The organism is Aquimarina algicola, from assembly GCF_006443095.1.
Taxonomy (GTDB): Bacteria; Bacteroidota; Bacteroidia; order Flavobacteriales; family Flavobacteriaceae; genus Aquimarina; species Aquimarina algicola.
Map to the genome: position 1 here is coordinate 173,821 of NZ_VFWZ01000005.1, position 20,994 is coordinate 194,814.

Here is a 20,994-nt window from a genome sequence, read left to right on the forward strand (position 1 = left end):
TTTAGTACTTCTTTTTGGCATCGCAAGGTGTACTTAACTACTTCGAAGTACTAATATCATTCTCAGTAATAGTTTTTACAGGGGTTGAGTACTTATTTTATTTGGTATGATTTCGTTAAAATGCAGTGCACATTCACGGAATCGTACCCACTACTTTTTGCTTTTAGACGTCTATATCGTTTACATTTGAATCCCCAAACAAAACAAAAGAATTTTGAGTAATAACGAATTACAAAGAGAGCAAGAACGACATATCTATTTACAATTTATTGTACAGAGATTGCATATGAGTATGGAAGATTTTATGGACTGCGTAGTGGTGGAGGATAGATGTTATGAAAAGATGATTTATAAATGGGTATATCAATTATTTGATAAAAACATACAAAAAGACAAAGCATTGCAGATCATTTATAGAATCAGAATGAGAATGTTATTTCAAACTCAAAATGAACTTTAGAGATTTTACACTACAATACTAATAAAACCTAAAAAACCACGACAACAATAATGAGTATTACAATCAGATTACGAGTAGATGACAAAGAATATATTGTTGATCATCTCGATATGGGATTTACTCAAAATAGTGACGATAATGGCAGGCCTTGTGGTAAACCAAAAAATAAGTTGTTTACTATTGAGGTTCCTGTAACTAATACAGATGTTACTTTTTTTGAATGGTCAGTAGACCGTATCATGCAAAAAAATGCATACCTCGATTTTATCCCGATACAAGGTAAGACCAAAACCAGAAAGTTAGAACTACATGAGTGCTATTGTGTAAAATGTACTTATCTTTTTAATGCCTCCAACAAAGAACCTTTTAAAATAAGAGTACAACTAAGCCCTTCTAGGATTGTACACAATGGCAAAAGTGATTTTGAACAATGGTGGGCAACCCCGCAACTACCCGAAGCAGAGGAGCAAGAAGAAGAAAGCCGAGATCCAAGAATTGTAGATGGCTATTGGGTATATGATGAGGCAGGGCAAGATGTGTATCGATATTATGAAGAAAAAGAAAACCGTTTACACTTAGGTGATACCATGTACTTTTGTGTAAAAACTAGAGATATTGATGCAGGTACACAGATCAAATTACAATTATTTGATTATGATCAGATTTTTTGGTCTGATTATCTTGATCGTGACACTGATAAATTTCCTAATGATCCTGTAATCAAAACAGTTACTGTAAATGATACGGGTATGGCAATCTTAGAAATGGAACTCAAACACAGTTGGGAGCCTGTTATCAAACAAGAAGACAAAGTAACTTTGGGTGTAGAGGATATAGAACTCTATTGCAAAGCTACCTACAATGGCACTGTTACAGAACTGGCTAATACTGATAAGTACCGATTAAAAGTAACCTATAGTAATCAAGACCTATTTATAAAACCTGCGGTAGAGGGAGTAAAGATGCCCGTGATGTATACTAGTGAAGGCAAACTTGTTTTGTTTGCATTAGGAGCTGCAAAAGATATTGCAGAAGCATATGGTATTACAGGCAAAGTTTCTCACTTCTTGGCTACAAAAATAAAGATAACTACAAAAACCATGATGCTATCAGAGGTTAATATGATCAAAAAACATATCTATACCGAGCGGATTGATCTTAAAACCAATATAAGCAAGGGGTTTGGATATGAGGTTACAGAAGCCAGTAATTATGTGATCAAAGATTCGTTTAGCTATATTGATATAGAAGAAAGGATAGAACATACCAAAAAAGCATTTTCAGATTATTTTAATCCTGTAGATATAGCGAATGGTGCAGTAGCAGTTTTCAATAAAATAAATGATGTACTTAAGTTCTTAGATTATCTAGAGATGCCAAAAAAAGTACTTGATTTATTACCTGATGAAGGTATGAGTTTAAATATTCCTAATCCCGGCACAGTATATAGCATCTCTAGCACAGCATTATCAACCTCTGCAAAAGTAATACCCGGTCTATCAAGTGCTTTAACAGGTTTTGGAGCGTTATTGTTTGCAACTGATATGATAGCAAATAAAGTAGCGAGTGAAATATTAGGAGACACCAAAGAATTTATCCAAGTTGCATTAGAGAAAGCAAAACAAAATGGCTTATCTTCCGTTAGAACTTTTATGTAGACTGATGGAGCGAAAATTGAGGGTTGTTTTTTAATTGAAGACATTCCAAAGGAAGTACATGAACAGGTAATGAAAGGTCGAATAAAGACAATAGATAAACTGCAAAAACATACTGGTAAAGCTTCTAGTAGTCATTATTCTTATATAATAATTTCTAAAGAAGATGACAGAGGCGAACGTATAATAATTGATTCTATATTTATGGAATAATCAAATTACTATGAATAATTTTAAGCATTTTTTATTTATAATTTTAATTTCATTAAGTTTTTTTTCTTGTCATTCACAGAAAGAAGAATTAAGAATAACAAGTAAAGTTTCAGAACTCCCTGTTAAAATTTTAGAAATTAAAAAGTTTAAAGATAGTTCTGAAGTTTATTTAATGATACCACAAGAGTTTAGTATCATTAATTCTCTAAAAAGTGATTTGAGATTGTCAAGATCACATCTTGGAAAATTCAGCAATATTATAAGCCTAAAAGATTATCATTTGTACAGTTTCGATGGAGAGTTAAAAGACGCACCATATAAAATGAAAATAGATAAGGGTGAAACAAAGAATTTTAGACTATATGCAGGATATAGGATGATTATATCTGATCAAAAAATCCTTAATCAACTAAATAAAACTAATTTAGTTCAAACCAAACAGAACTTTCAAGTATATGATATAGGTGGAATCAAAAAAAACGAAGAGTTTTTGAATCAAAAAGTACCTGATAGCCTAGAAGGTTCGATTTACTTGCAGTTTTATAATTTTTCTTCAAAGCAAAGATTTTTTAAGGATACTCCTGTAGAGTTTTAGTCTGTAACTTTTAGTAGAAGAAAAAGACTACTACATAATTACCCCTAATACCTATCTGTTGAACAACCACATTTTTTAAGTTTGAGTTTGTGCGGTTAATTGAATGGCTGACCCCCTGTGAAGATACCAGATACTTATACTAAAGCATTGTACTCTTGAATTCTCTATTTTGGCTCGCCAAACTGTCCTCTGATAGAGTTGCATTTTTCCTGTTGTTTCAAGATATGATCCCCAACCTTTAGAAAGTATCTGGTGGTCTTCCAAACTAATAATCATAATAAAAGTATAAAATAATATGCTAACCTATCAGGATAAAATCATACAAAAAGTAGTAAAACACTTTGAAGGCTTGCACAATATCGAAATCCTTGATATACTGCAAAAGATAGAGACACTTTTAGTAGGTGGAAACTCTCCATTTCAAGCAGCAAATTTTAAAAAACGATTAACCGCTGATACGATTAAACGAAGTGTTTTTCCTATTTCTAATAAAGGATACTACCAACTGGAAGATCATTGTCATTTTATAAGTGTGTATAGATTGGTCACTTTTACCCCTATCATAAATTTTGAAACCTTATGTTTTACAAAGGCAAATGATATAAATACTTATGAGCTAACCAATGACAATATCATCAAAGCTTTTACAGCTACTGCCCTTGAAAAAGAAATAAATTCCTTTATTCAGGGTAACAAAGTGACCAGAAGAAACACTAATACAAAGAGGCTGTTGTTATTGGAATATTTAGAACAGTTTGATCCGGTCAACATTTGGACACAATGAATTAACAGTTATATTTGTAGAAGTTATGTTTTTTTTAACATTTCACAGGGGAAAAACACCCCCCAGTAGCTATTTGTAATTTAAAAACATGATTGTACATTTGAAATCCTTTTAACATAATATGTTAGAAAACAAAAAAGTAACCTCAAAAACCCACTCTCTATGGCATTAGAAACTACTACACAAATATTTATCTCAGGTACGCCCATTAGTTCGTATAGCAGTATCAAGTTAAATCAGGAGATCGATGCTCACCATGACCTTACATTGGTCTGCCGTGCAGATGTTGTTGAAGGGCTATCTGATCAATTGATTGGAGACAGCAAAGACCACTTAGGAGAAACCATTACCATTCGTATTGCTCCGACACTAGAGGTAGGAAGTTATCGAGAATTAGAGTTTAAAGGAATCATTATTAAAGTTGAGGGAGCAAAAGGATCAGAGTATGGTAAAAGTGATATGGTTATCTTTCATGCTAAAAGTACTTCTATCCTTGCTGATGACGGAGCACACTATGCTTCGTTTACTGATGTTGGGCTTGCAGAGATCTTAGAAGATACTTTTAGTGAATATGACAGGGGGAAGTTAGAAACCCGATTTTCGCCTACATCCTCAGATACGATACATTATGCAGTACAACACAATCAAAGTGCTTTTGATTTTGCCAGTCGATTAGCAGCGTATTATAACCAATGGTTTTACTATGATGGTAAAAAATTAGTTTTTGGAGCACCAAGTGAAGAGGAAACCGAATTGAGTTATGGAACCGATTTACAAAACTTCTCAGTAGAACTTAGTTCTGTGCCCAATGCATTCAAATATTTTACCAATGATTACCTTACTGATGAGCTACACCAAAAAAGTAGTAACGAAGTGACCATTCCTTCTGAAGGGTATCATGGGTTTACTAATCAAAAATCTAAGGAGGTATTTACCAAACAAACACAGGTATATCACAATTTATATAACGATGAGAATGTAAGACCGAGGTTAGACGAGCAAATAGAAGCATACACCAAAGCCAAAGCATTAAAGCAGGTGGTTGCCAAAGGAGAGAGTGACAATCCCGGAGTGAATCTTGGCGAGGTGATCTTTATACAAGGATATGGACGATATCGGGTAACCAAAGTTAGCCATACCAATACAGAAGGAGGGATTTATAAAAATACTTTTGAAGCTGTAGCAGCAGACTTTACTGTATATCCAAACATGGATATCAATAAATTTCCAAAGAGTGGGATACAAATTGCTACAGTAGTTGAGAACAATGATCCCGATGGATTAAGCAGAATTAAGGTACAATTCCCTTGGCAGAGAATGAGCGGTCAAACGACACCTTGGTTACGTATGATGACCCCGCATGCAGGAGCAGACAAGGGATTTCATTTTATCCCTGAGCTTGGGGAGGAAGTCGTTGTCAATTTTGAAATGGATAATGCAGAACGACCTTTTATAGCAGGGACTTTATATCATGGTTCAGCACAACCAAGCAGTTGGCAAAGTGATAACAATGATATTAAAGCAATACGATCCAGGTCAGGACATACCATTACATTAGATGACACACAAGGATCAGAAATGATTACCATTACGGATAAGAACCAAAATATCATTCAAATTGATACCGTTGGAGAAAGTATCCTCATTTCTGCTCCTGAAAGCATAAGCATTGCTGCCAAGAATATAGATATTTCTGCCAGTGAAAGCCTTACTATGGCTGCATCAGAAAATATGAGTGTCTCTGCAGGGGAAGAGTATTCTGTAACCTCTCAGAATATGATCCAACAGGCAGAAGAAGATATTTCAATAGAATCCAGAAGTATAGAAGCTAATGCACAACGGGTAAGGGTAGACAGTACTGATGAAAATTTAGAACTAGCCAGTGGTAAACAGGTAGATGTACAAAGTAATGAAAAAGTAAAACTCTTTTAAACCGCCCTATGCGCTTATCCTTTTTGAACGAAGAAGAGCAATTGCACCAGATCTCCCCAACATCATGGGTAGAAGCGATATGGTATAGAGTGAGGTTAAAAGAAACCACATATTTTCCTGTTAAGAAATCCCATACGATCACTTACAAAATAAAAGTAGATTGTCAGAAAGATGTAGAACGTCCTATATACACCTATCGTTTAGAAAAACAGGATATAAAAATCAACAATGTTCAATCTAATCAGGTATTTGATCAAATCAACCTACGGATAGCAGCTATTTTTAATACGTTAGAATATCAAACAGGGCACTCAGCAATTTTGGAAAGATTGTTGAACTTTAAAGAAATCAAACAAAAATGGGAGGCGGAGAAGAAAAAACTGCTGGCAGAATTTCAAGGTAAGGCGATACAACAGTACATAACACTTGTCGATGTATCCATGACAGAAGAGCTTGTATCGTTACGACTTAAGAAAGACCCTTTTTTAATGAGTTATTTCGGTCCTTATTACACCGATATCAGTAATTCAGAACAGGAACTTATCGCAAAGGATTATTTTGCAGGGCACACGATTCGCTATCCTCTTGTGCAAAAGCAACTTCAAGAAATCGATACCCTTTTAACCTTAAAAGGAACAGGCAATGGTGTGATTACAACAACACAGCAACAAGCTCTTTTTGACCATCTGATAAAAAGAGGGTATTTGCCTGAAGGCACACAAAACAAAAAAACAGTTGCAACGTTAGAAAATAAAGTCGTTCTTGATACGCTAACAGGACAAATCCAACATTGTGTGACCAAGCAAGCGCTACAGATAGCTTCTCAAAACGTTAAAACATCAATAACCACTATAGAAAAGGAATAAGTATGTTTTCAGCCTTAAAAAAAATATTCACTACAGACCCAAACCCTAATACAGGTGAAAATGGAAGTTCGTCCAATGATACTGCGAACACAGAAGAGGAAAACAATGAGACAGGGTCTAATACATCAGCAGCAAAAACTATTGTTTGCCAAGGAGGAAAGTGTAGTTGTAACCAAAGTGAGACACCAACACAAATTCCTTTAAAGGTAACCACCCAATCAAAATTCTATGTCAATGATGAAAACGGTAGTGAAAAACTAATTGCCAGTACTATGGAACTAGGGCAACCTTTTGATGCCCCATTCTTTGGAAAATGCAAAATGCAGCCCAGTGGGAGTTCCTTTTTACCTTGTCAACCTGCTATTACCGGGTGGCAGAAGCCTTATGAAGGGGTAGAGTTGGCAAACGGGGGTAAAATTCTAACTGAAGAATCAACAGCGATGTGTAGCTTTGGGGGGATGATCAAAATAGAAGATCATGGTCAAGCTCCGGCACAAGTAAATGAAGCCCAGATACAAAATGGAACATTGGCGGTAACAACTTTACTGAATCCTATGATTACCGAAGCTGATTTAGAAATACTTGCAGGAGGAGGGTTTGATGGTGATAATACAGAAGAAAAAGGGGCTTCTGTAAAAAAGATCACGACTACGGATAGCAAAACAAAATATGTAAAAGACCAATGGATCAGTTTTAAGGTCTTGAAATGGTATAATGAAAATGCAGCTAATAAGGATAAAGTAAACTGGGTAGTGTATGATGATGCAGGAGAAACGCTATATACCTATCAAGACAAAGGCGAACTATTGGATATCCGTTTTTCAGAATATGGAACGTACAAAGTAGAAGCCTATGGAGGGAGTGCCGGAGGAAGCAAAGCGGCGACTTATACTGTAACGATCAAAAAACCGGAGTTAAACCGTATTGATAAAAACGTAGCAGCAAAGATACGTCCGGGAGAACAAGCCACCTTTACCCTTGCTGTCGATATGCCCGAAGTATTAGATATTGCAACAGTACAGGATATACAGTGGGCAGTATATAAATCTACCAATCGAGGAAGAACGTATACAGAAATCATTGAAAATGCGGTTGAAGGAAATACACATACAGAAACTGTAACTTTTGCTGAAAAAGGGTATTACAAAATCAAAGCTACCCGAGAAGAAAAAACAGTAGAAACCACCTTACGGGTTGGAGCTAATGGGGTTACTTCCATACAACTGGATAAAACTTCTATGCGTACCCATAATGATACTATCAAATTCAAAGTGCCGGAGAGTGCTTACAGTATTAAACCACCTACAGCAGAAGAAAAGCAAGCTGTCAAATGGGTAGTTTATGACAGTGCTTTTAATGAAGTAACAGCATTAAGTGGTACTACGGGAGAAACATTTGAGTTTTCAAATCATAAAACAGAAGGTGTTTATTATGTAGAAGCTTATATGAACAGTAGTGAGATTGGTCGTATCAAAAAAGGGAAATCTTCAAACTGTATCAAAAAAGTAACTGTTACTACTCCTAGTGTTAAAAGAATGGAATGGACAGACAGCAAGGGGTGGTACAAAACAACCTGTGGTTTTGATGAAGAAGTATATGTAAAACTCAAACTAGATGCTTTTAACGAACAAAAAATAAAGCTAAAGTTTTATAACATCCAAAAAGACAGCAGTAAAACCGCCATTGCAGAAACAGGGGCGATAATGGTAGGTAGTAATGGAGAAGTAAACTACAAAGTTGCTTTTCCTAAGGACAGGTATACCTCAAAACTAACCAATGGTTCGCAAAAAGGAACAGGATATGTAGTGTATGAGATATTGCCTGATGATGATCAAGAAGTGATAAAGGGAGCCAAGGCAGGGATGCAGCATTTTGAACATGGGATGAAGATCAATGTAAAATCAAAAGCTGCCATTGCAGGGGTATTTTATGAAAAATCAGGAAAAAGGGTGCGTAATGTGCTTTATGGCGATACTATTGTATGCAATATCAAAAGCTATAATCTAATAGGTAAGACAGTAACAGTTAAAGTATTTAGATTTGATAAAGCCTTATGGGTAGATTTTCTGAATCCTGACGATGAAGTTAGTAGTTTTACAGCTATAATAGACAACGAAGGAAAAGCCTCTTTTGACTTTTGTATTGAAAAGAAATGGAATGGTTGGGTAGGAACAAGAGAAACTTTTTATATAGAAGTAGACGAAGTGTCTTGGTATAGTAAGGCAATACGGAGTCAGGGTGTTATCATTGGGTTTACAAAAAAAGACAAACTACAAAATCAGGTAAATCCTGTAGTAGTTGAGCAAGCATCTGGAACTACTAAAAAGAACAAGGGAAGATGTGATAACTGTGATAAAGATATTACATTAGAAGAAATCAAGGCAATATGTTCTATTGAGGATGATACAATAATTAAAGAAGCACTTCCATATCTAAATCAATATAGGAAAAAAGTAGGTATAGATACATGCACCCGAAAAGCACATTTTCTTGGTCAAATAGCACAAGAAAGTGGTTTTGAAACATTACAAGAAAATTTTAATTGGTATTGGGAATCATTATTAAGTGAGTTTAAAAGTTATTTTAAACAATTTAATAGCCAGACAGCAAAAGAAAATAAAGCTAAAGAATTAGGAAGAGAAGAACAAAATGGCTCAGCATTAACACTAGAAGAGCAAAAAACACTTGCAAATGCCATTTATGGTAAAACACATCCTATAGGAAAAAAAGCAGGACATGGAGATGGAGACGGATGGCGGTATAGTGGTAAAGGGTTTAAACAGATTACTTGGAAAAGTAACTACGAGATTCTACAAAAGAGATTTAATAATAGGATGAAAATTGATGATGAAGCTGATGTAGTTTGGTTAGATGGAGACAATCCCTATAAATTAAAAAACAATGCTAAGGATGCAATGGTTTCCGCCTTGGCATTTTGGGATTGGAAATACTTAAATGCTAGAGCTGATATGGGAGATAGCTTAGATGCTGTTACAGCGGTTAGTAAAAAGATTAATGCAAGTGATGATAGTATTCCCGATAGATACGATTTTTTTCAAAAAGCGATTGATGCTTTAAAAGCTAAGGATTGTGTTGATTACAAGAGGCGTGATGGGCAGATAGGAACAGTGATTGTCATAGATGGTAAAGCTTATGATAAATTTGATTATAAAAATAGTGAAGGAGTAGTCGCACTTAAGGATGTAATACGATACAAAACTTCTGTATATCGTAGTATGGAACTAGATAAATATAAAAAATTAAAAGAAGAGGATGAATTACCAATACCAGACTATGTTACCTATCTTTCTAGGGATGCTCATGGAGATAAGGTAAAGTATGGTGTTCACTCAGATAAAAGATATGGGACTAATAATGAATGCCCGCCAGGAGAGTACTATTTAATTCCTAAACAAAAAAATAGTAGTCAAAGTCATTCTATGTATGTAAGTGAAGATGGTAAGGAACCAACTATTCCTAACGGGCCAGATGGTTATCGAGATGGCATAGCTATTCATAACTGGAATCCCAAATTTACAATAGGGTGTCTCTCAACAGTTCAATATTCTGATGTTTTAGAAAAAGAATTACGAGAAAATATTGTAGATCTGGATATAAAAAATAGAGATGTTCGTATTATTATAGAGGAAAGAGAAGTGACTGAGGAACCTTGGACAGGTAGTGTTGTTGATTCACCAACGAAATGGACAGGAGTTTTAGATGATGAATAATAAAACAGTAATTATGAAAAAAAATAAAGTATTAATTTTTCTGTGTTTTACACTATTGTTCTTTAGCTGTAAAAAAAATCAAGAACAATCTAGAAATCAAGTAGAATCTAACTCTACAATAAAGTTAGTAAGTGAAAATATACCTAAGGTTATGGATACCACTAAAAAGAAAATATTTGATCCTAAAAATGAGAGTTTAAAGGATATCGAAACATCTTTAATTCCTGTTGCAGAAAAGTTTTTAAAGCAATGTGATGACTTTAAACCTTTACCATATCCTGAATTTCGTAAACAGATACAAAAAATATATGGGATTGATATAGATGAATACTCCAGCACTATTTTTCCTATGTCTTATCGCTTTATTCCGGATATTATTTTAAAAGAGCAACGAATTGTAATTGATGAAATGATGATCGAAGATAATACACCAAGCTATTTTTGCGATTATAATAACTTAATCTTTTATGAGGATCAAAAGATTATTCATAAATTTAAAACAAAAAGGAAAGAGGATTTAAGGCATTTGGTACAACGATATGGATATTCAGGAAATAAAACTATTTTATCTTCTGCTTTTAGCCAAATTGATTTTTATAGCAAGCCAGATCTAGATGAACTACTATTTGATGTAGTGAAAATAGATGGTGAAAAAGAAGTGAAAAGTTCATTGAGAAAAGAATTGTTCAAAAAAGTATACGAATACACTGATGGAGATTTTCCTATTGAGACATATATGGAAGACATGATTTTAAATCCAAAATCATATGTTGAAGCTGATAAAACCCTTGCTTTTATTATGAATACGGGTATCGATAGAGAACTCCCTAAATGGGGACTTCCTGAGTATATTTATGATTTATTTCCAGAATACCTAGAAAAAATGGAGAAAGCTAATTATTATGGTTTTGAAACATTAAGAGAATATAGTAAAATCAGTTATGGTAACAAGCCAAAGGATGATAAGCACCCAAAACCAGTTTATAGTAAAGCTTTAATTAACGACCCTGATGGTTATACCAATGTTAGAAACATAAAAGGTGAAATTTTATTTAAGATACAAGATGGAGAAGAATTTATGGTTTCTAAAGACGGAAAGAATCGAATTGGCGATTCTTATAAAAAAGATTGGTGGTTCGTTGCTTTTAAAGGAAAAAATGGTTGGATACATAAAAGTAGGGTGGAAATTATAAATGAGTAATTTATACAATTGAACATGCAAAAATATTATATAACGATTTTTATTTTTTGGTTTTGTTTTTCTATTAATGCTCAAAAAACACATCAAGAATTAGGTGAAATAATTTTTAAACATATTCAATCAAAAAATATTGATAGCTTAATAGGTAGAATTCCCCAAAAGCAAAAAGCTTTAGAAATTGCGGTAGCCAAAGGGATTATTGATGATAAACAAAAAGTTGATGAGTCTATTATAGATGATTTAGATTCAGATGAATGGCAAAGAGATCAGTATGAAGGAATGATAGATTATTTGACTAATGAAGAAAAGATAGTTTTTGATCAAATGGTTTTGGAGAATGTTGAATTAGGAGAAAAAAAATGGTTGCCAAATCCTCAAAAGTTAAGAATACTTATACATTTCCTACTCTAAAGCTGATTGTATCATACAAAAAGAAAAAGCTAAAACTACTACTCGGTGGAATTTTTGAACATGAAGGAATATGGTATTTTGGGGGAGGGCGAGTTGACTTAGAGAAATAGTGTTAATACAATTACATAATATGCATTTAAATTCTATCAAAGGTCATAAATAGATTTAAGTAAATAAACTTGAAAAGCGTAGTAATAGAAGATATCTTTCATTCAATTTTACATCCAGAATTTAGATGTAAGCTAGGTGTTCATCCACGCAGAAAAGAACCGTTTGCATTTATAGATTTTACAACAAAAAGACTTACTAAAAAGATTAAAGGTGGCAAAGACGCTTGTTTGTTGAATATAGGAGAACGATTAAGCCAACTGTATATCAAAAATACTTCTATATTAATTTTTGATCAGTTTGATAATATCGTTTGTAATCATAGTTTTACAGTAAACGTATTTAAGACACCCCCTCATCCCAGTCAGCCTAATTTTATATCTGATATATCCTTCCATTTTTATAAAGACAAGCAATCACCAAAGTTTTTCTACTCGATATGGTTAAAACATATAGATAAAAAAGTAACAGGATTTGGTCAAACTGAAGAAAATGGACCTCAATTAGTACAATTAAATCTTAAAGATAAATACTGGATATGTGTTAATCTTATTAAAATATTACGTCTTAATCTCGGCAAAAAACTAGTTCCTAATATGCAAATCAGAATACATGAAGTAGATTTTGATAACGGTATTTGGAACATTTACAACGATTAAATTAAATTGTACTAGCCAATATTAAATTGATAATTTCTAGTCAATTTACCACCTGAATTCGTTTTTTGTGGGTTAATTTGATAGGACTTATTTGAATTAGGCTTTTTAAATATTCAGTTTTATCTTTCTGGTCTCTAGAGTAATAATTAAAGCCTTCTTCTAATTCTGATTTCTTTTTTAAAATTTGTTTAAACTCTCGTTCATTTTTTTTATCGTTCTTATCAAATTTATGTGTATAAGTTGTCGTGCTACCATTAATAGATTTGATAGTATATTTGGTAAGTTGCTTTTCTATTTTTTGTATTTCTTTTCTATGTTTTTTTTCTCTTTGCTTAAAATTGTTCAGCGTATTTTTATAGTTCTTTTCTGCATTTTTTTTATTTAAATTACAAGTATTGTATACAGCACGAATTTGAACAAATTTTGGGATAGAGCCTTGTATTTTTTTTAAAATGTAAATACTTTTTTTTGCTTTTGGAGGTATTTTGGTCAAACCATCGCTTAGATTTATAACTACAGATGTTTTATGATAATCAACCAATACTTCCTCAATATCTATATTTTCCTCAATGTCTTCAGTCGAAGTATTATCGTAAAATTCATCTATTTTGATAGTAAAATATGGTTCATTAATATTTTCTAAAAATAAACTATTAATAAAATCATTAGACCATGTGTCTAATATTCCTAAACTTGGCATTATTAAGGTGTCATTTGATTTATTATTTATCTCTAATACGTAATTTATGTAATTACCATTTAGGTTTTCATTAGACCCGGTAAAGTCTTGTTTATTGATTACTTTACAATATTCAGTTTGTATATTTATATCTTGAGATTGTGTTTTAATAAAAGTTAGAATAACTATGACACTTAAAAATACTTTCATTAAGTACTATTTTAGTTGTTAGTATTTGTCTCTGTAATTTATTTATAGTAGTGCAATAGTAACCAATTTTTCTTTAAGCAGTTATTATGAGTCCTATCATAATTATAAAACCATTTAAAAAAATTGAATTATTTTAGTTAAGTTGAACTGATATAGAACATCTTTTTTTTATTTTTATTCTGTAGAACATTCTCTCTCTTATGACTACAAATAGAAAGCAAAAATACTATCAAGACCGTTTTGATGAAAAGTATAAAGTGATCAAAACGAGTCTAGAATTTGATCATCCTTTAACAACCACACAAAAACAATGGTTACGCTTACAAAGGCTCAGTCATCAAAAAGAAGGCGGTATAGATCCAATAACCCCTTATAAAATTGAAAAATTAGATGAACTTATACCTTTATTGGGGTATGATTGGAGAAGCTTTAAAAAAAGTAATGGTAAAAAATTACCGAGTTTTAAAAAAGGGATAGAAGAAATTAAGCTGACCATTTTTAATAACAGTGCTCCTGATTCAAACCAATTTGAATGGTTAAAATCCAAAAAACGTATTTTTAAAAGAAGTCCTAAGAGTTTAAGTATTCAACAACAAAGGCAGTTAGATGACCTTACAGAACTTCTTGGTTTTAGTTGGCGGGATATAATAATCAAGAAAGGAAACAGCATTTTTAATTACTACTATTATAACATTAAAAATGCAATTCTTAAGGGAGAGGATATATCTGACTCAGATAAAGATTGGTTGATTTCGCAAGGAGGCAGATATGCAGCACAAGAATATATCTCTATTCCCGAGCATCAATTAGAACGACTAGAAGAACTAAAGGAACTCTTAAATCTCCCTTGGGAAGTATCAAACACAAACCAGAACCCTTATACTAATAAGGAGTATCAATCCACAGCCCAATGGTTTAAGGAAATGGCTCTTTTTCTTAATATTACCCAAATAGAGCGTAAGTATAATATGCCCAAGGGATTAATCCAAAAATTCTGTAAATACAACACTCCTATTGATCATAGATGGGTTTTAGTATTAGAAGAATTTAGAAAGAAATTTTGTGAGTTCTAATATATTGGATACTACCTAATAGGATCACTATTTTTGTATCATCATTTTCTTTTATCTCTGGCATTAACATCAAAAGCTACTAAGTTGAAAAGTTGTCGCATTCTACTTCTGACGCGAATACCATATAGTTCTTCCAATTCCTGAGCATTAAGGTTTGTAGTAGCATGAGTTTTAATTTGAGCTTTCAGAAACAGTTCGTGACGAGAGATTAAAATTTCTCCCATCACATTACAATCTTTGCCATAATGCCTCCCCATAGGTTCTACACCTAAATCGTCAAAACAAAAAGATTGCGTGTTTCCATAATCTTCTATAATCTTATGCCCAATATGGTTAAACCCGAAGACAATATTTCGACATGGCATTACCACATAGGGTTTTCGGTGAGGAACAATATATTTTAACAATTTCATAAAACTGGTTTTGCCGCAACCCACAGGACCGGATAATAATAAGCCTTTATCAGGATCTATATTATGCTTGGCACAATTCTCAGGATCTCTAATAAAGTAATTCGTCAATTTCCAGAGAATGCTATAATCTTCTTCACAAATTTTAAAGTGTTTGCCAAAAAGCAATTTCCCTTTGGCGTTTAGGTAAATGAGAATCCTGTCAAAGTCATAAGACATAGTTTTTCCATTAAATTTTCCAATGGAGTATTCTACACCACCTTCCTTTATTTTAGAGGGGTTCATCATAGTTTTTAATTGTAGTAGTTTTCAAGTTGTCCCGTTTTTGAGATAGTAGCGTTTTATCTGTTTGTAGCCTTTTTGACTTGAGCATCCAACTGTTGGCTATTGCTTGCCAGTCAGTAATTTTCACTTTACCACCTATTTTCCATCCAATGGATTGATAGTGGTTGAAAAACTTTAATCCCTCAAGAGCTGGCCATTTTTTTGTTTTAAAGAACTTTATAACTTCAATTTCTGTTTTTGGTAACTTACGTTTTATAATAGTTTCTTTAGGTTTATTATTGTTTATATAAGGTATTAATGCTTGTTTGGTGCCTGTTTCATGGTCGTTTACCTCTTGTTTATTAGTTGTCCCAAAAGTGAACATCTTTATTTGGCTTCCCTTATATGGATTGTGTGATGGAGTGTAAATAACATATTCCCAATAACTTAATTCTTTAATGCATCTGTGGTAAGTGGCTTTAGAACCGATCTTTGAAAGCTGCATAACTTCTTCCCTATTGATAAAAAACATAGGTGGAAAACGATTGATATTCCAAATTTGGAATAATGCCATGTATAGGCTTATATGGGTAGGATTTAATCGTGAATCTTTTGTAAATGTTTGAAAAACACTATTTAGGTGCTTAATATAGTTCATGTATCCAGTTAAAACTTGTTATGTATTCTATTGTCAATCATTACTTTTTGAATTTCTTCAGAATCATAGAAAATGATACCGCCGACTTTAGTGTAAGGCAACGTTCCATTGATACGAAGGTTTTGCAAAGTGCCGGGGCTTATCTGCAAAAGTTCCATCACTTTTGATGATTTTAAATATCTTTTTAAATTTCCTTGAGTTTGTTTTACCAAAAGGGTTTTTAATTCATCTAGTAATTCTCTTTTGAACACCCTAAGATCATCTGTTGTTACAATACTTGCTGGCATAAGAAAAATGTGTGTTTATAAAAAAGAGGCATCTCGCTGCTGTCACCCAATTTGATGCCTCTTCCTACTGATTTGACTTTCTGGAAACAAAGTTGATATACTTTGAAAGACTTTTTTCACAATAGAAACACAACTTGTGAAAGATTATTTATTTCATTGTTAATGCATAAAATTTTTATTATTTGTAGTCTTCGTAAGTTTATCTATCTATTTCTATATAAGAAATCTCATATATTTAGGAATACTCACAATACGAACACAACTTGTGATTTTTTTATGTTTACAATAAATACTTTATGTGAAAAATATTTTATTGATCGGCTTCTTCTATTCTTTGAATAAGTTTGTCTCTTAAAGTATCGATAAACCGAGTACGCTCGATAAGTTTACGGTTTCTTAACTCGATGAATTTTCTGTAGTAGTTTCCAAGATCGATCTCAAAAAGTTCTTCATAAGCTTTTGCAACTTCTTTTATCCCTTTGGCTTTTATTGATCCTGATGCATGAAGAGCGTAAATTAGTTCGATTAAGTCGATTTTGTTCCCTGTCCATTTTAAGTTTGATTGTTCAATAAGGGTTTTCTCTGATCTATTTGATAGTGTAGTTAATTTTTTTCTTAAGTATATAACAAACTCCCTGTAAGCTTTGAATTGGGCGAATAGTGTGTCTTTTGGAGTATAAAAATTCGAATCGATTTCAAAAATTGTACAATTATGAAATGAAGAATATTCGTTAAACTTTCTTGTGAAATAATGTTCATCTAAGAAGGTTGCTTCCATTTCGATGTATTGTCCAAAATCTATATTACTGCTAAAAAAATAATTAATCCTTTTTAAGTGATGTTTTATACATTTCTTTTGTTCAGACTCGTCTTCTTTTGGCAGATAATATTCTAGATTGCTTAATTCTTTAAAATAAATAAGTTTGGATAAAGGTAAAGACTTGATGTTTTTGAAAAAATCAATTTCCTCCTCTCTGGTTTTAAATCCTTTAAGATGTACTTGTTTCCTCATTTTGTCAAGGGTTGTATTACATAGTTGGATACTTAAATGAATACGCATTAGATTTTTAGTAACAGTACGTTCGATGATATCTAAATCAACTAGACATTTCTGAGACAGTTTTTTGAAATTCATAACCCTTTATCAAATCAGTTTTTCAATAGTATTTAAAAATCTAGGCAGAATTAAGCTACTGGGGAAGATTAGATATTCTAAATACGGTTGAATAAGAAAATCTTATATTTTATAAGAATATATTTTCTAAGGTGTTGTTTAGTGAATGAAAACAAATTTATAATAGTTTTTTTCTTTTACTCAATATCATGATCTTATTTCAGGAAAAACAATGGTGTTTTTCTGGAAACTCGTCCTAAAATTTGGTTAAATAGTTTTTTGTTTCAAGATTAGAAAAGACATTTTTTTACATTTATAATGTTATCCAATTGCCTTCCCCTCTAAATATTATTTAATTTTATCTAGACAGTGATTTCTGGAACACAAAACGATCGAAAGAGGATTATTGATATTATTGCAAATTCATTTGATAGTAATAAATCTACCAATTATACAATTAAGCAAGATAAGAAACGTCAGGAAAGACTACGATTCTTGGTAGAGTATTCTGTCTTTCAAGGAGAGAAATTTGGGGAAATTCTGATGAGTAGGGATAAGAATGCTGCTTGTATTATTATCTTCCCCTGGTTTAAAAGTTTTTCTTTGCTATCATTAATTTGGGATATTAAATTAATATTTAAAGCAGTTGGGTTGAGAAATTTGAATGCAGTTCTAAAAAGAGAAAGACTACTTAAGAAAAATCATCCTGCAACCCCATTTTACCATCTTTGGTACATAGGTGTTGATCCCGATCATCAAAATAAGGGAACAGGGAGCAAATTACTCGAAGAAGTATTGGAAAACTTTTCTGATAAACCAATTTATCTTGAAACATCCGTTACTGAAAATTTGAGATGGTATCACAAATATGGTTTTGAAATCATTGATGTTTTAGATTTAGGGTACAAGCTCTACATACTTAGAAAACAATAATTAGTATGTTTGGAACTGAAATGCATTTAGTAACCTTTGCAATTTTGGTATTTCAAATACAAGTGCTCTTTGCACAAACCTTATTTTTCTTTTCAAGACCAAGAGATAGATCGCGATTAAGGTTTTTGATATTGATCATTACTTATATCTTGTATAATTTATTTTCCGGGATTTATCCAGATGAACAATATTCATTGTCATTATTTTCTCAGAATATTATAGCTTATATTGTGGGTATTATTGTTGCTGTTTATTTTATTTATTACATATACAAAGAATTTGACCTTTATCCGTTTAAATATTTTAATGTAAGAATACTTTTTTTTGTTCTAATATTAGCTTTTCTGACACTTTTTGTTATTCCATATTATTTTTCCGGAAATCTTTCGCTTTCGAGAAAAATCTTTATTTCCGTCCCTTTGGTAGTATCCTTTGCCTTTTTATATCAAATAGTCAATGAACTAATAAAACTGTATAAAAAAGCATCAGGCAGTTTGAAATCCAAATATTATAAATATAGAATCATTTCAGGGTATTTGGGGTTATTTACATTATCATTAATGCCGGTAATTGTGGCAACTGGCGATTATCAAAGTATAGAACAACCTGTTGTAAACTTCGGTTTTATGATTATGATGACCGTTTATATTGTAGATTTTGTTTATCAAGCACGACAAGAAACAAAGATTTTACTGGAAATTAATGACAAGTCAAATAAAACTTTAAAGAATGACTATAGTCCTTTCGAAATCTCAGATAAGATTGTAATTAACATTCTTAATAAACTTAAAAAATTTGAAGATAATGAAGAGTACTTAAAAAGAAAGATAACCACAATTACTTTGGCTAAAAAGTTTAATACAAATACAAAATACCTTTCAAGAATTGTAAATACATATAAACAAAAAACATTTACTGAATATATTAATGAACTTAGAATAAATTATGTTTTGAAAGGTTACAGGTAGATAAAAAATTTAGAAACTATAAATTAAAAGCAATGGCTAATGAAATAGGCTTTAATAGTATAGATGCCTTTACTCAAGCCTTTTTAAAAAAAGAAAAGGTTAAATTTTCTGAGTACCTGAAGCAGATAAGAAACAAAAAAAATAACCTTTGACTTTTTATCTCGACTTTGAGTGAATATTAGTTTTGATTAGCTAGCTTCTTTTTTAGCATTAAAACATCTTCACTAATTTTTTTATCAAGGACTCTTGCGTAAATCTGAGTTGTTGCAAGCTTTGTATGACCAAGTAATTTTGAAACAGTTTCTATTGGAACTCCGTTAGAGAGTGTAACAGTAGTAGCAAATGTGTGCCGAGCCATATGAAAAGTTAGATTTTTTCTGATTCCAACTGCGTCTGCTATTTCTTTTAGATAAAGATTTATTTTTTCATTAGTTATTACGGGAAGCAGAGTTTCTGAAACCATTGTTACAGGATGATTAGTATATTTTTCTAAAATATATTCAGCTTGTTGAAGTAATGGAACTTTTATTGGAGTATTGGTTTTTTGTCTTTTGGAAATGATCCATTTATTTCCATCGATTCCCAAAACAATATTATCAGAGGTTAACTTGATGATATCCGTATAGCTAATTCCGGTATAACAGCTAAAAACAAACAAATCACGAACACGGTCAAGACGTTCTAACGGGAATTTGTAGTTTTCAAGATTAAACAGTTCATGCGTACTTAAAAATTCGCGTTGAGTGGATTCAAAAGATGGTTTCCATCTTACAAAAGGATCTTTATCTATCCATTCAATATGATACGCTAATGTAATAATCTTACGCAACCGCTGAATATGTTTCATAACCGTATTATTGCCCATTGCTTTTGGGTGTCCTTTTGGATAATAGGTTATCAGAAAAGTTTCAAAATCTGAAAGAAATTTATAGTTTAATTGTTTTAGATAAATATCATTAGTTTTTAAATTTTTCCTTAAATAAGAATTGATATATTTTTCTGTTACACCAAAGTTTTTAACAGTTCCAAGGGTTAAGGTTTTCTCTATTTTTCTTTTGTGATATTTAAGAGCTTCCTGGAGGGTTTTTGAATTGTCACCTTCTCCTAAAAATTTTGATTTGATAAGTTCTGCAGTTACTAGTTGAGAGCTAAATTTTATTTCCTGATAACACTGTATTAGTTGAGCATGAATTTGGTCTAAATAATGATTTAATACTCTGGATGTTTCGTTGTTACCCTTTGCTCGTTGTCGTTGAGAATCCCAGGTACGTATATCAGCTTTACGCTTTAAACTAATATTTGCTTTTTCACCATTGATTGTGATACGAGCATAAATTCTGGTTTCATTGTTTTTAGCACGTGAAGTGTATATCCAAAATAGGATGGAGAAAGTTTTTGATGAACGCATAGTTGTCGTCTTTTTTAATTAAACAATAATCAGACGAAAGCCAAATCAACTATACTATAAAGGTAATGTTCTGTAAATCAAACTGTCAACATTGTTGACAACTAAAAATTTTGTTGACGATTTGTGAACATTTTAAATCAAATTATATCAAATAATATGATAGTCCAAAAACAACAAAACCTTGCAAATCATAGAATTTGCAAGGTTTTGATACTCTTTGTAAGTAATTTTTGTGACCTCGGCAGGATTCAAACCTGCAACCTCTTGAGCCGTAATCAAGTGCACTATTCAGTTATGCTACGAGGCCTTTATCGCTTTTAGGCGGGTGCAAATATAAATTCTTTTTTTTGTTCCGCAAAATAATAATTGTGTATA

At 32.1% G+C, this 20,994-nt stretch carries 20 protein-coding genes and 1 tRNA gene; 13 read left to right on the forward strand and 8 right to left on the reverse strand.

What is annotated here, in order from left to right:
- Window positions 1–214: 214 nt before the first annotated feature.
- The 3 genes from FHK87_RS16405 to FHK87_RS16415 all read left to right on the forward strand — a co-directional run bounded on the left by FHK87_RS16405 (window position 215) and on the right by FHK87_RS16415 (window position 2,923).
- Window positions 215–460 (forward strand): hypothetical protein, encoded by a 246-nt coding sequence (locus FHK87_RS16405; protein WP_140594848.1) that lies wholly within the window; start codon window positions 215–217, stop codon window positions 458–460.
- 50 nt (window positions 461–510) lie between these two features.
- The gene (tssD, locus tag FHK87_RS16410; RefSeq protein ID WP_140594849.1) at window positions 511–2,118 is read left to right on the forward strand and encodes a type VI secretion system tube protein TssD; all 1,608 of its coding nucleotides are present in this window, start codon (window positions 511–513) and stop codon (window positions 2,116–2,118) included.
- A gap of 220 nt (window positions 2,119–2,338) precedes the next feature.
- Complete coding sequence (locus FHK87_RS16415) at window positions 2,339–2,923, forward strand: hypothetical protein (protein ID WP_140594850.1); 585 nt, start codon at window positions 2,339–2,341, stop codon at window positions 2,921–2,923.
- Window positions 2,924–2,998: 75 nt separating this feature from the next.
- Here FHK87_RS16415 and FHK87_RS16420 read toward each other — a convergent pair whose 3' ends face one another.
- A complete protein-coding gene (locus tag FHK87_RS16420; protein ID WP_140594851.1) occupies window positions 2,999–3,199 on the reverse strand; it encodes a hypothetical protein in 201 nt (66 codons plus the stop codon).
- Between the two features lie 19 nt (window positions 3,200–3,218).
- Here FHK87_RS16420 and FHK87_RS16425 point away from each other — a divergent pair, with 19 nt between their 5' ends.
- The 7 genes from FHK87_RS16425 (at window position 3,219) to FHK87_RS16455 (ending at window position 12,615) form a co-directional block, all read left to right on the forward strand.
- On the forward strand, window positions 3,219–3,707 hold the full coding sequence (locus FHK87_RS16425) for a hypothetical protein (RefSeq protein ID WP_140594852.1): 489 nt from the start codon (window positions 3,219–3,221) through the stop codon (window positions 3,705–3,707).
- Between the two features lie 162 nt (window positions 3,708–3,869).
- Window positions 3,870–5,639, forward strand: a complete 1,770-nt coding sequence (locus FHK87_RS16430) for a type VI secretion system Vgr family protein (protein WP_140594853.1) — start codon at window positions 3,870–3,872, stop codon at window positions 5,637–5,639.
- A gap of 8 nt (window positions 5,640–5,647) precedes the next feature.
- Entirely contained in the window at window positions 5,648–6,505 is an 858-nt protein-coding gene (locus FHK87_RS16435; protein ID WP_140594854.1) for a hypothetical protein, read from the forward strand.
- A 2-nt stretch (window positions 6,506–6,507) separates the two neighbouring features.
- The gene (locus FHK87_RS16440) at window positions 6,508–10,236 is read left to right on the forward strand and encodes a PAAR-like protein (RefSeq protein WP_140594855.1); all 3,729 of its coding nucleotides are present in this window, start codon (window positions 6,508–6,510) and stop codon (window positions 10,234–10,236) included.
- Window positions 10,237–10,249: 13 nt separating this feature from the next.
- On the forward strand, window positions 10,250–11,437 hold the full coding sequence (locus tag FHK87_RS16445; protein WP_140594856.1) for a hypothetical protein: 1,188 nt from the start codon (window positions 10,250–10,252) through the stop codon (window positions 11,435–11,437).
- 15 nt (window positions 11,438–11,452) lie between these two features.
- Window positions 11,453–11,848: a hypothetical protein gene (locus tag FHK87_RS16450; RefSeq protein WP_140594857.1), complete on the forward strand. Its 396-nt coding sequence runs from the start codon at window positions 11,453–11,455 to the stop codon at window positions 11,846–11,848.
- A gap of 179 nt (window positions 11,849–12,027) precedes the next feature.
- Complete coding sequence (locus FHK87_RS16455) at window positions 12,028–12,615, forward strand: hypothetical protein (protein WP_140594858.1); 588 nt, start codon at window positions 12,028–12,030, stop codon at window positions 12,613–12,615.
- Window positions 12,616–12,655: 40 nt separating this feature from the next.
- On the opposite strand, the gene FHK87_RS16460 is transcribed toward FHK87_RS16455, so the two are convergent.
- Window positions 12,656–13,504, reverse strand: coding sequence for a hypothetical protein (locus FHK87_RS16460; protein WP_140594859.1), 849 nt, complete (start codon window positions 13,502–13,504; stop codon window positions 12,656–12,658).
- Window positions 13,505–13,704: 200 nt separating this feature from the next.
- Here FHK87_RS16460 and FHK87_RS16465 point away from each other — a divergent pair, with 200 nt between their 5' ends.
- The gene (locus FHK87_RS16465) at window positions 13,705–14,577 is read left to right on the forward strand and encodes a hypothetical protein (RefSeq protein ID WP_140594860.1); all 873 of its coding nucleotides are present in this window, start codon (window positions 13,705–13,707) and stop codon (window positions 14,575–14,577) included.
- Window positions 14,578–14,618: 41 nt separating this feature from the next.
- Here the strand turns inward: FHK87_RS16465 and FHK87_RS16470 are convergent, their stop codons facing one another.
- The 4 genes from FHK87_RS16470 to FHK87_RS16485 all read right to left on the reverse strand — a co-directional run bounded on the left by FHK87_RS16470 (window position 14,619) and on the right by FHK87_RS16485 (window position 17,208).
- A complete protein-coding gene (locus tag FHK87_RS16470; RefSeq protein ID WP_140594861.1) occupies window positions 14,619–15,275 on the reverse strand; it encodes an ATPase in 657 nt (218 codons plus the stop codon).
- On the reverse strand, window positions 15,259–15,909 hold the full coding sequence (locus tag FHK87_RS16475) for a hypothetical protein (protein ID WP_140594862.1): 651 nt from the start codon (window positions 15,907–15,909) through the stop codon (window positions 15,259–15,261). Before FHK87_RS16475 ends, FHK87_RS16470 begins: the two co-directional genes overlap by 17 nt.
- Before the next feature lie 8 nt (window positions 15,910–15,917).
- Complete coding sequence (locus tag FHK87_RS16480) at window positions 15,918–16,196, reverse strand: helix-turn-helix domain-containing protein (protein WP_140594863.1); 279 nt, start codon at window positions 16,194–16,196, stop codon at window positions 15,918–15,920.
- A 310-nt stretch (window positions 16,197–16,506) separates the two neighbouring features.
- Window positions 16,507–17,208, reverse strand: coding sequence for an RteC domain-containing protein (locus FHK87_RS16485; protein WP_226294293.1), 702 nt, complete (start codon window positions 17,206–17,208; stop codon window positions 16,507–16,509).
- A 471-nt stretch (window positions 17,209–17,679) separates the two neighbouring features.
- Here FHK87_RS16485 and FHK87_RS16490 point away from each other — a divergent pair, with 471 nt between their 5' ends.
- Both FHK87_RS16490 and FHK87_RS16495 read left to right on the forward strand, forming a co-directional pair.
- On the forward strand, window positions 17,680–18,243 hold the full coding sequence (locus FHK87_RS16490; RefSeq protein WP_140594865.1) for a GNAT family N-acetyltransferase: 564 nt from the start codon (window positions 17,680–17,682) through the stop codon (window positions 18,241–18,243).
- A gap of 5 nt (window positions 18,244–18,248) precedes the next feature.
- Window positions 18,249–19,211: a hypothetical protein gene (locus tag FHK87_RS16495; protein ID WP_140594866.1), complete on the forward strand. Its 963-nt coding sequence runs from the start codon at window positions 18,249–18,251 to the stop codon at window positions 19,209–19,211.
- Between the two features lie 178 nt (window positions 19,212–19,389).
- Here FHK87_RS16495 and FHK87_RS16500 read toward each other — a convergent pair whose 3' ends face one another.
- Both FHK87_RS16500 and FHK87_RS16505 read right to left on the reverse strand, forming a co-directional pair.
- Window positions 19,390–20,619, reverse strand: a complete 1,230-nt coding sequence (locus tag FHK87_RS16500) for a site-specific integrase (protein WP_140594867.1) — start codon at window positions 20,617–20,619, stop codon at window positions 19,390–19,392.
- Between the two features lie 233 nt (window positions 20,620–20,852).
- Window positions 20,853–20,926 (reverse strand) — tRNA-Arg (locus FHK87_RS16505).
- Window positions 20,927–20,994 lie beyond the last annotated feature (68 nt).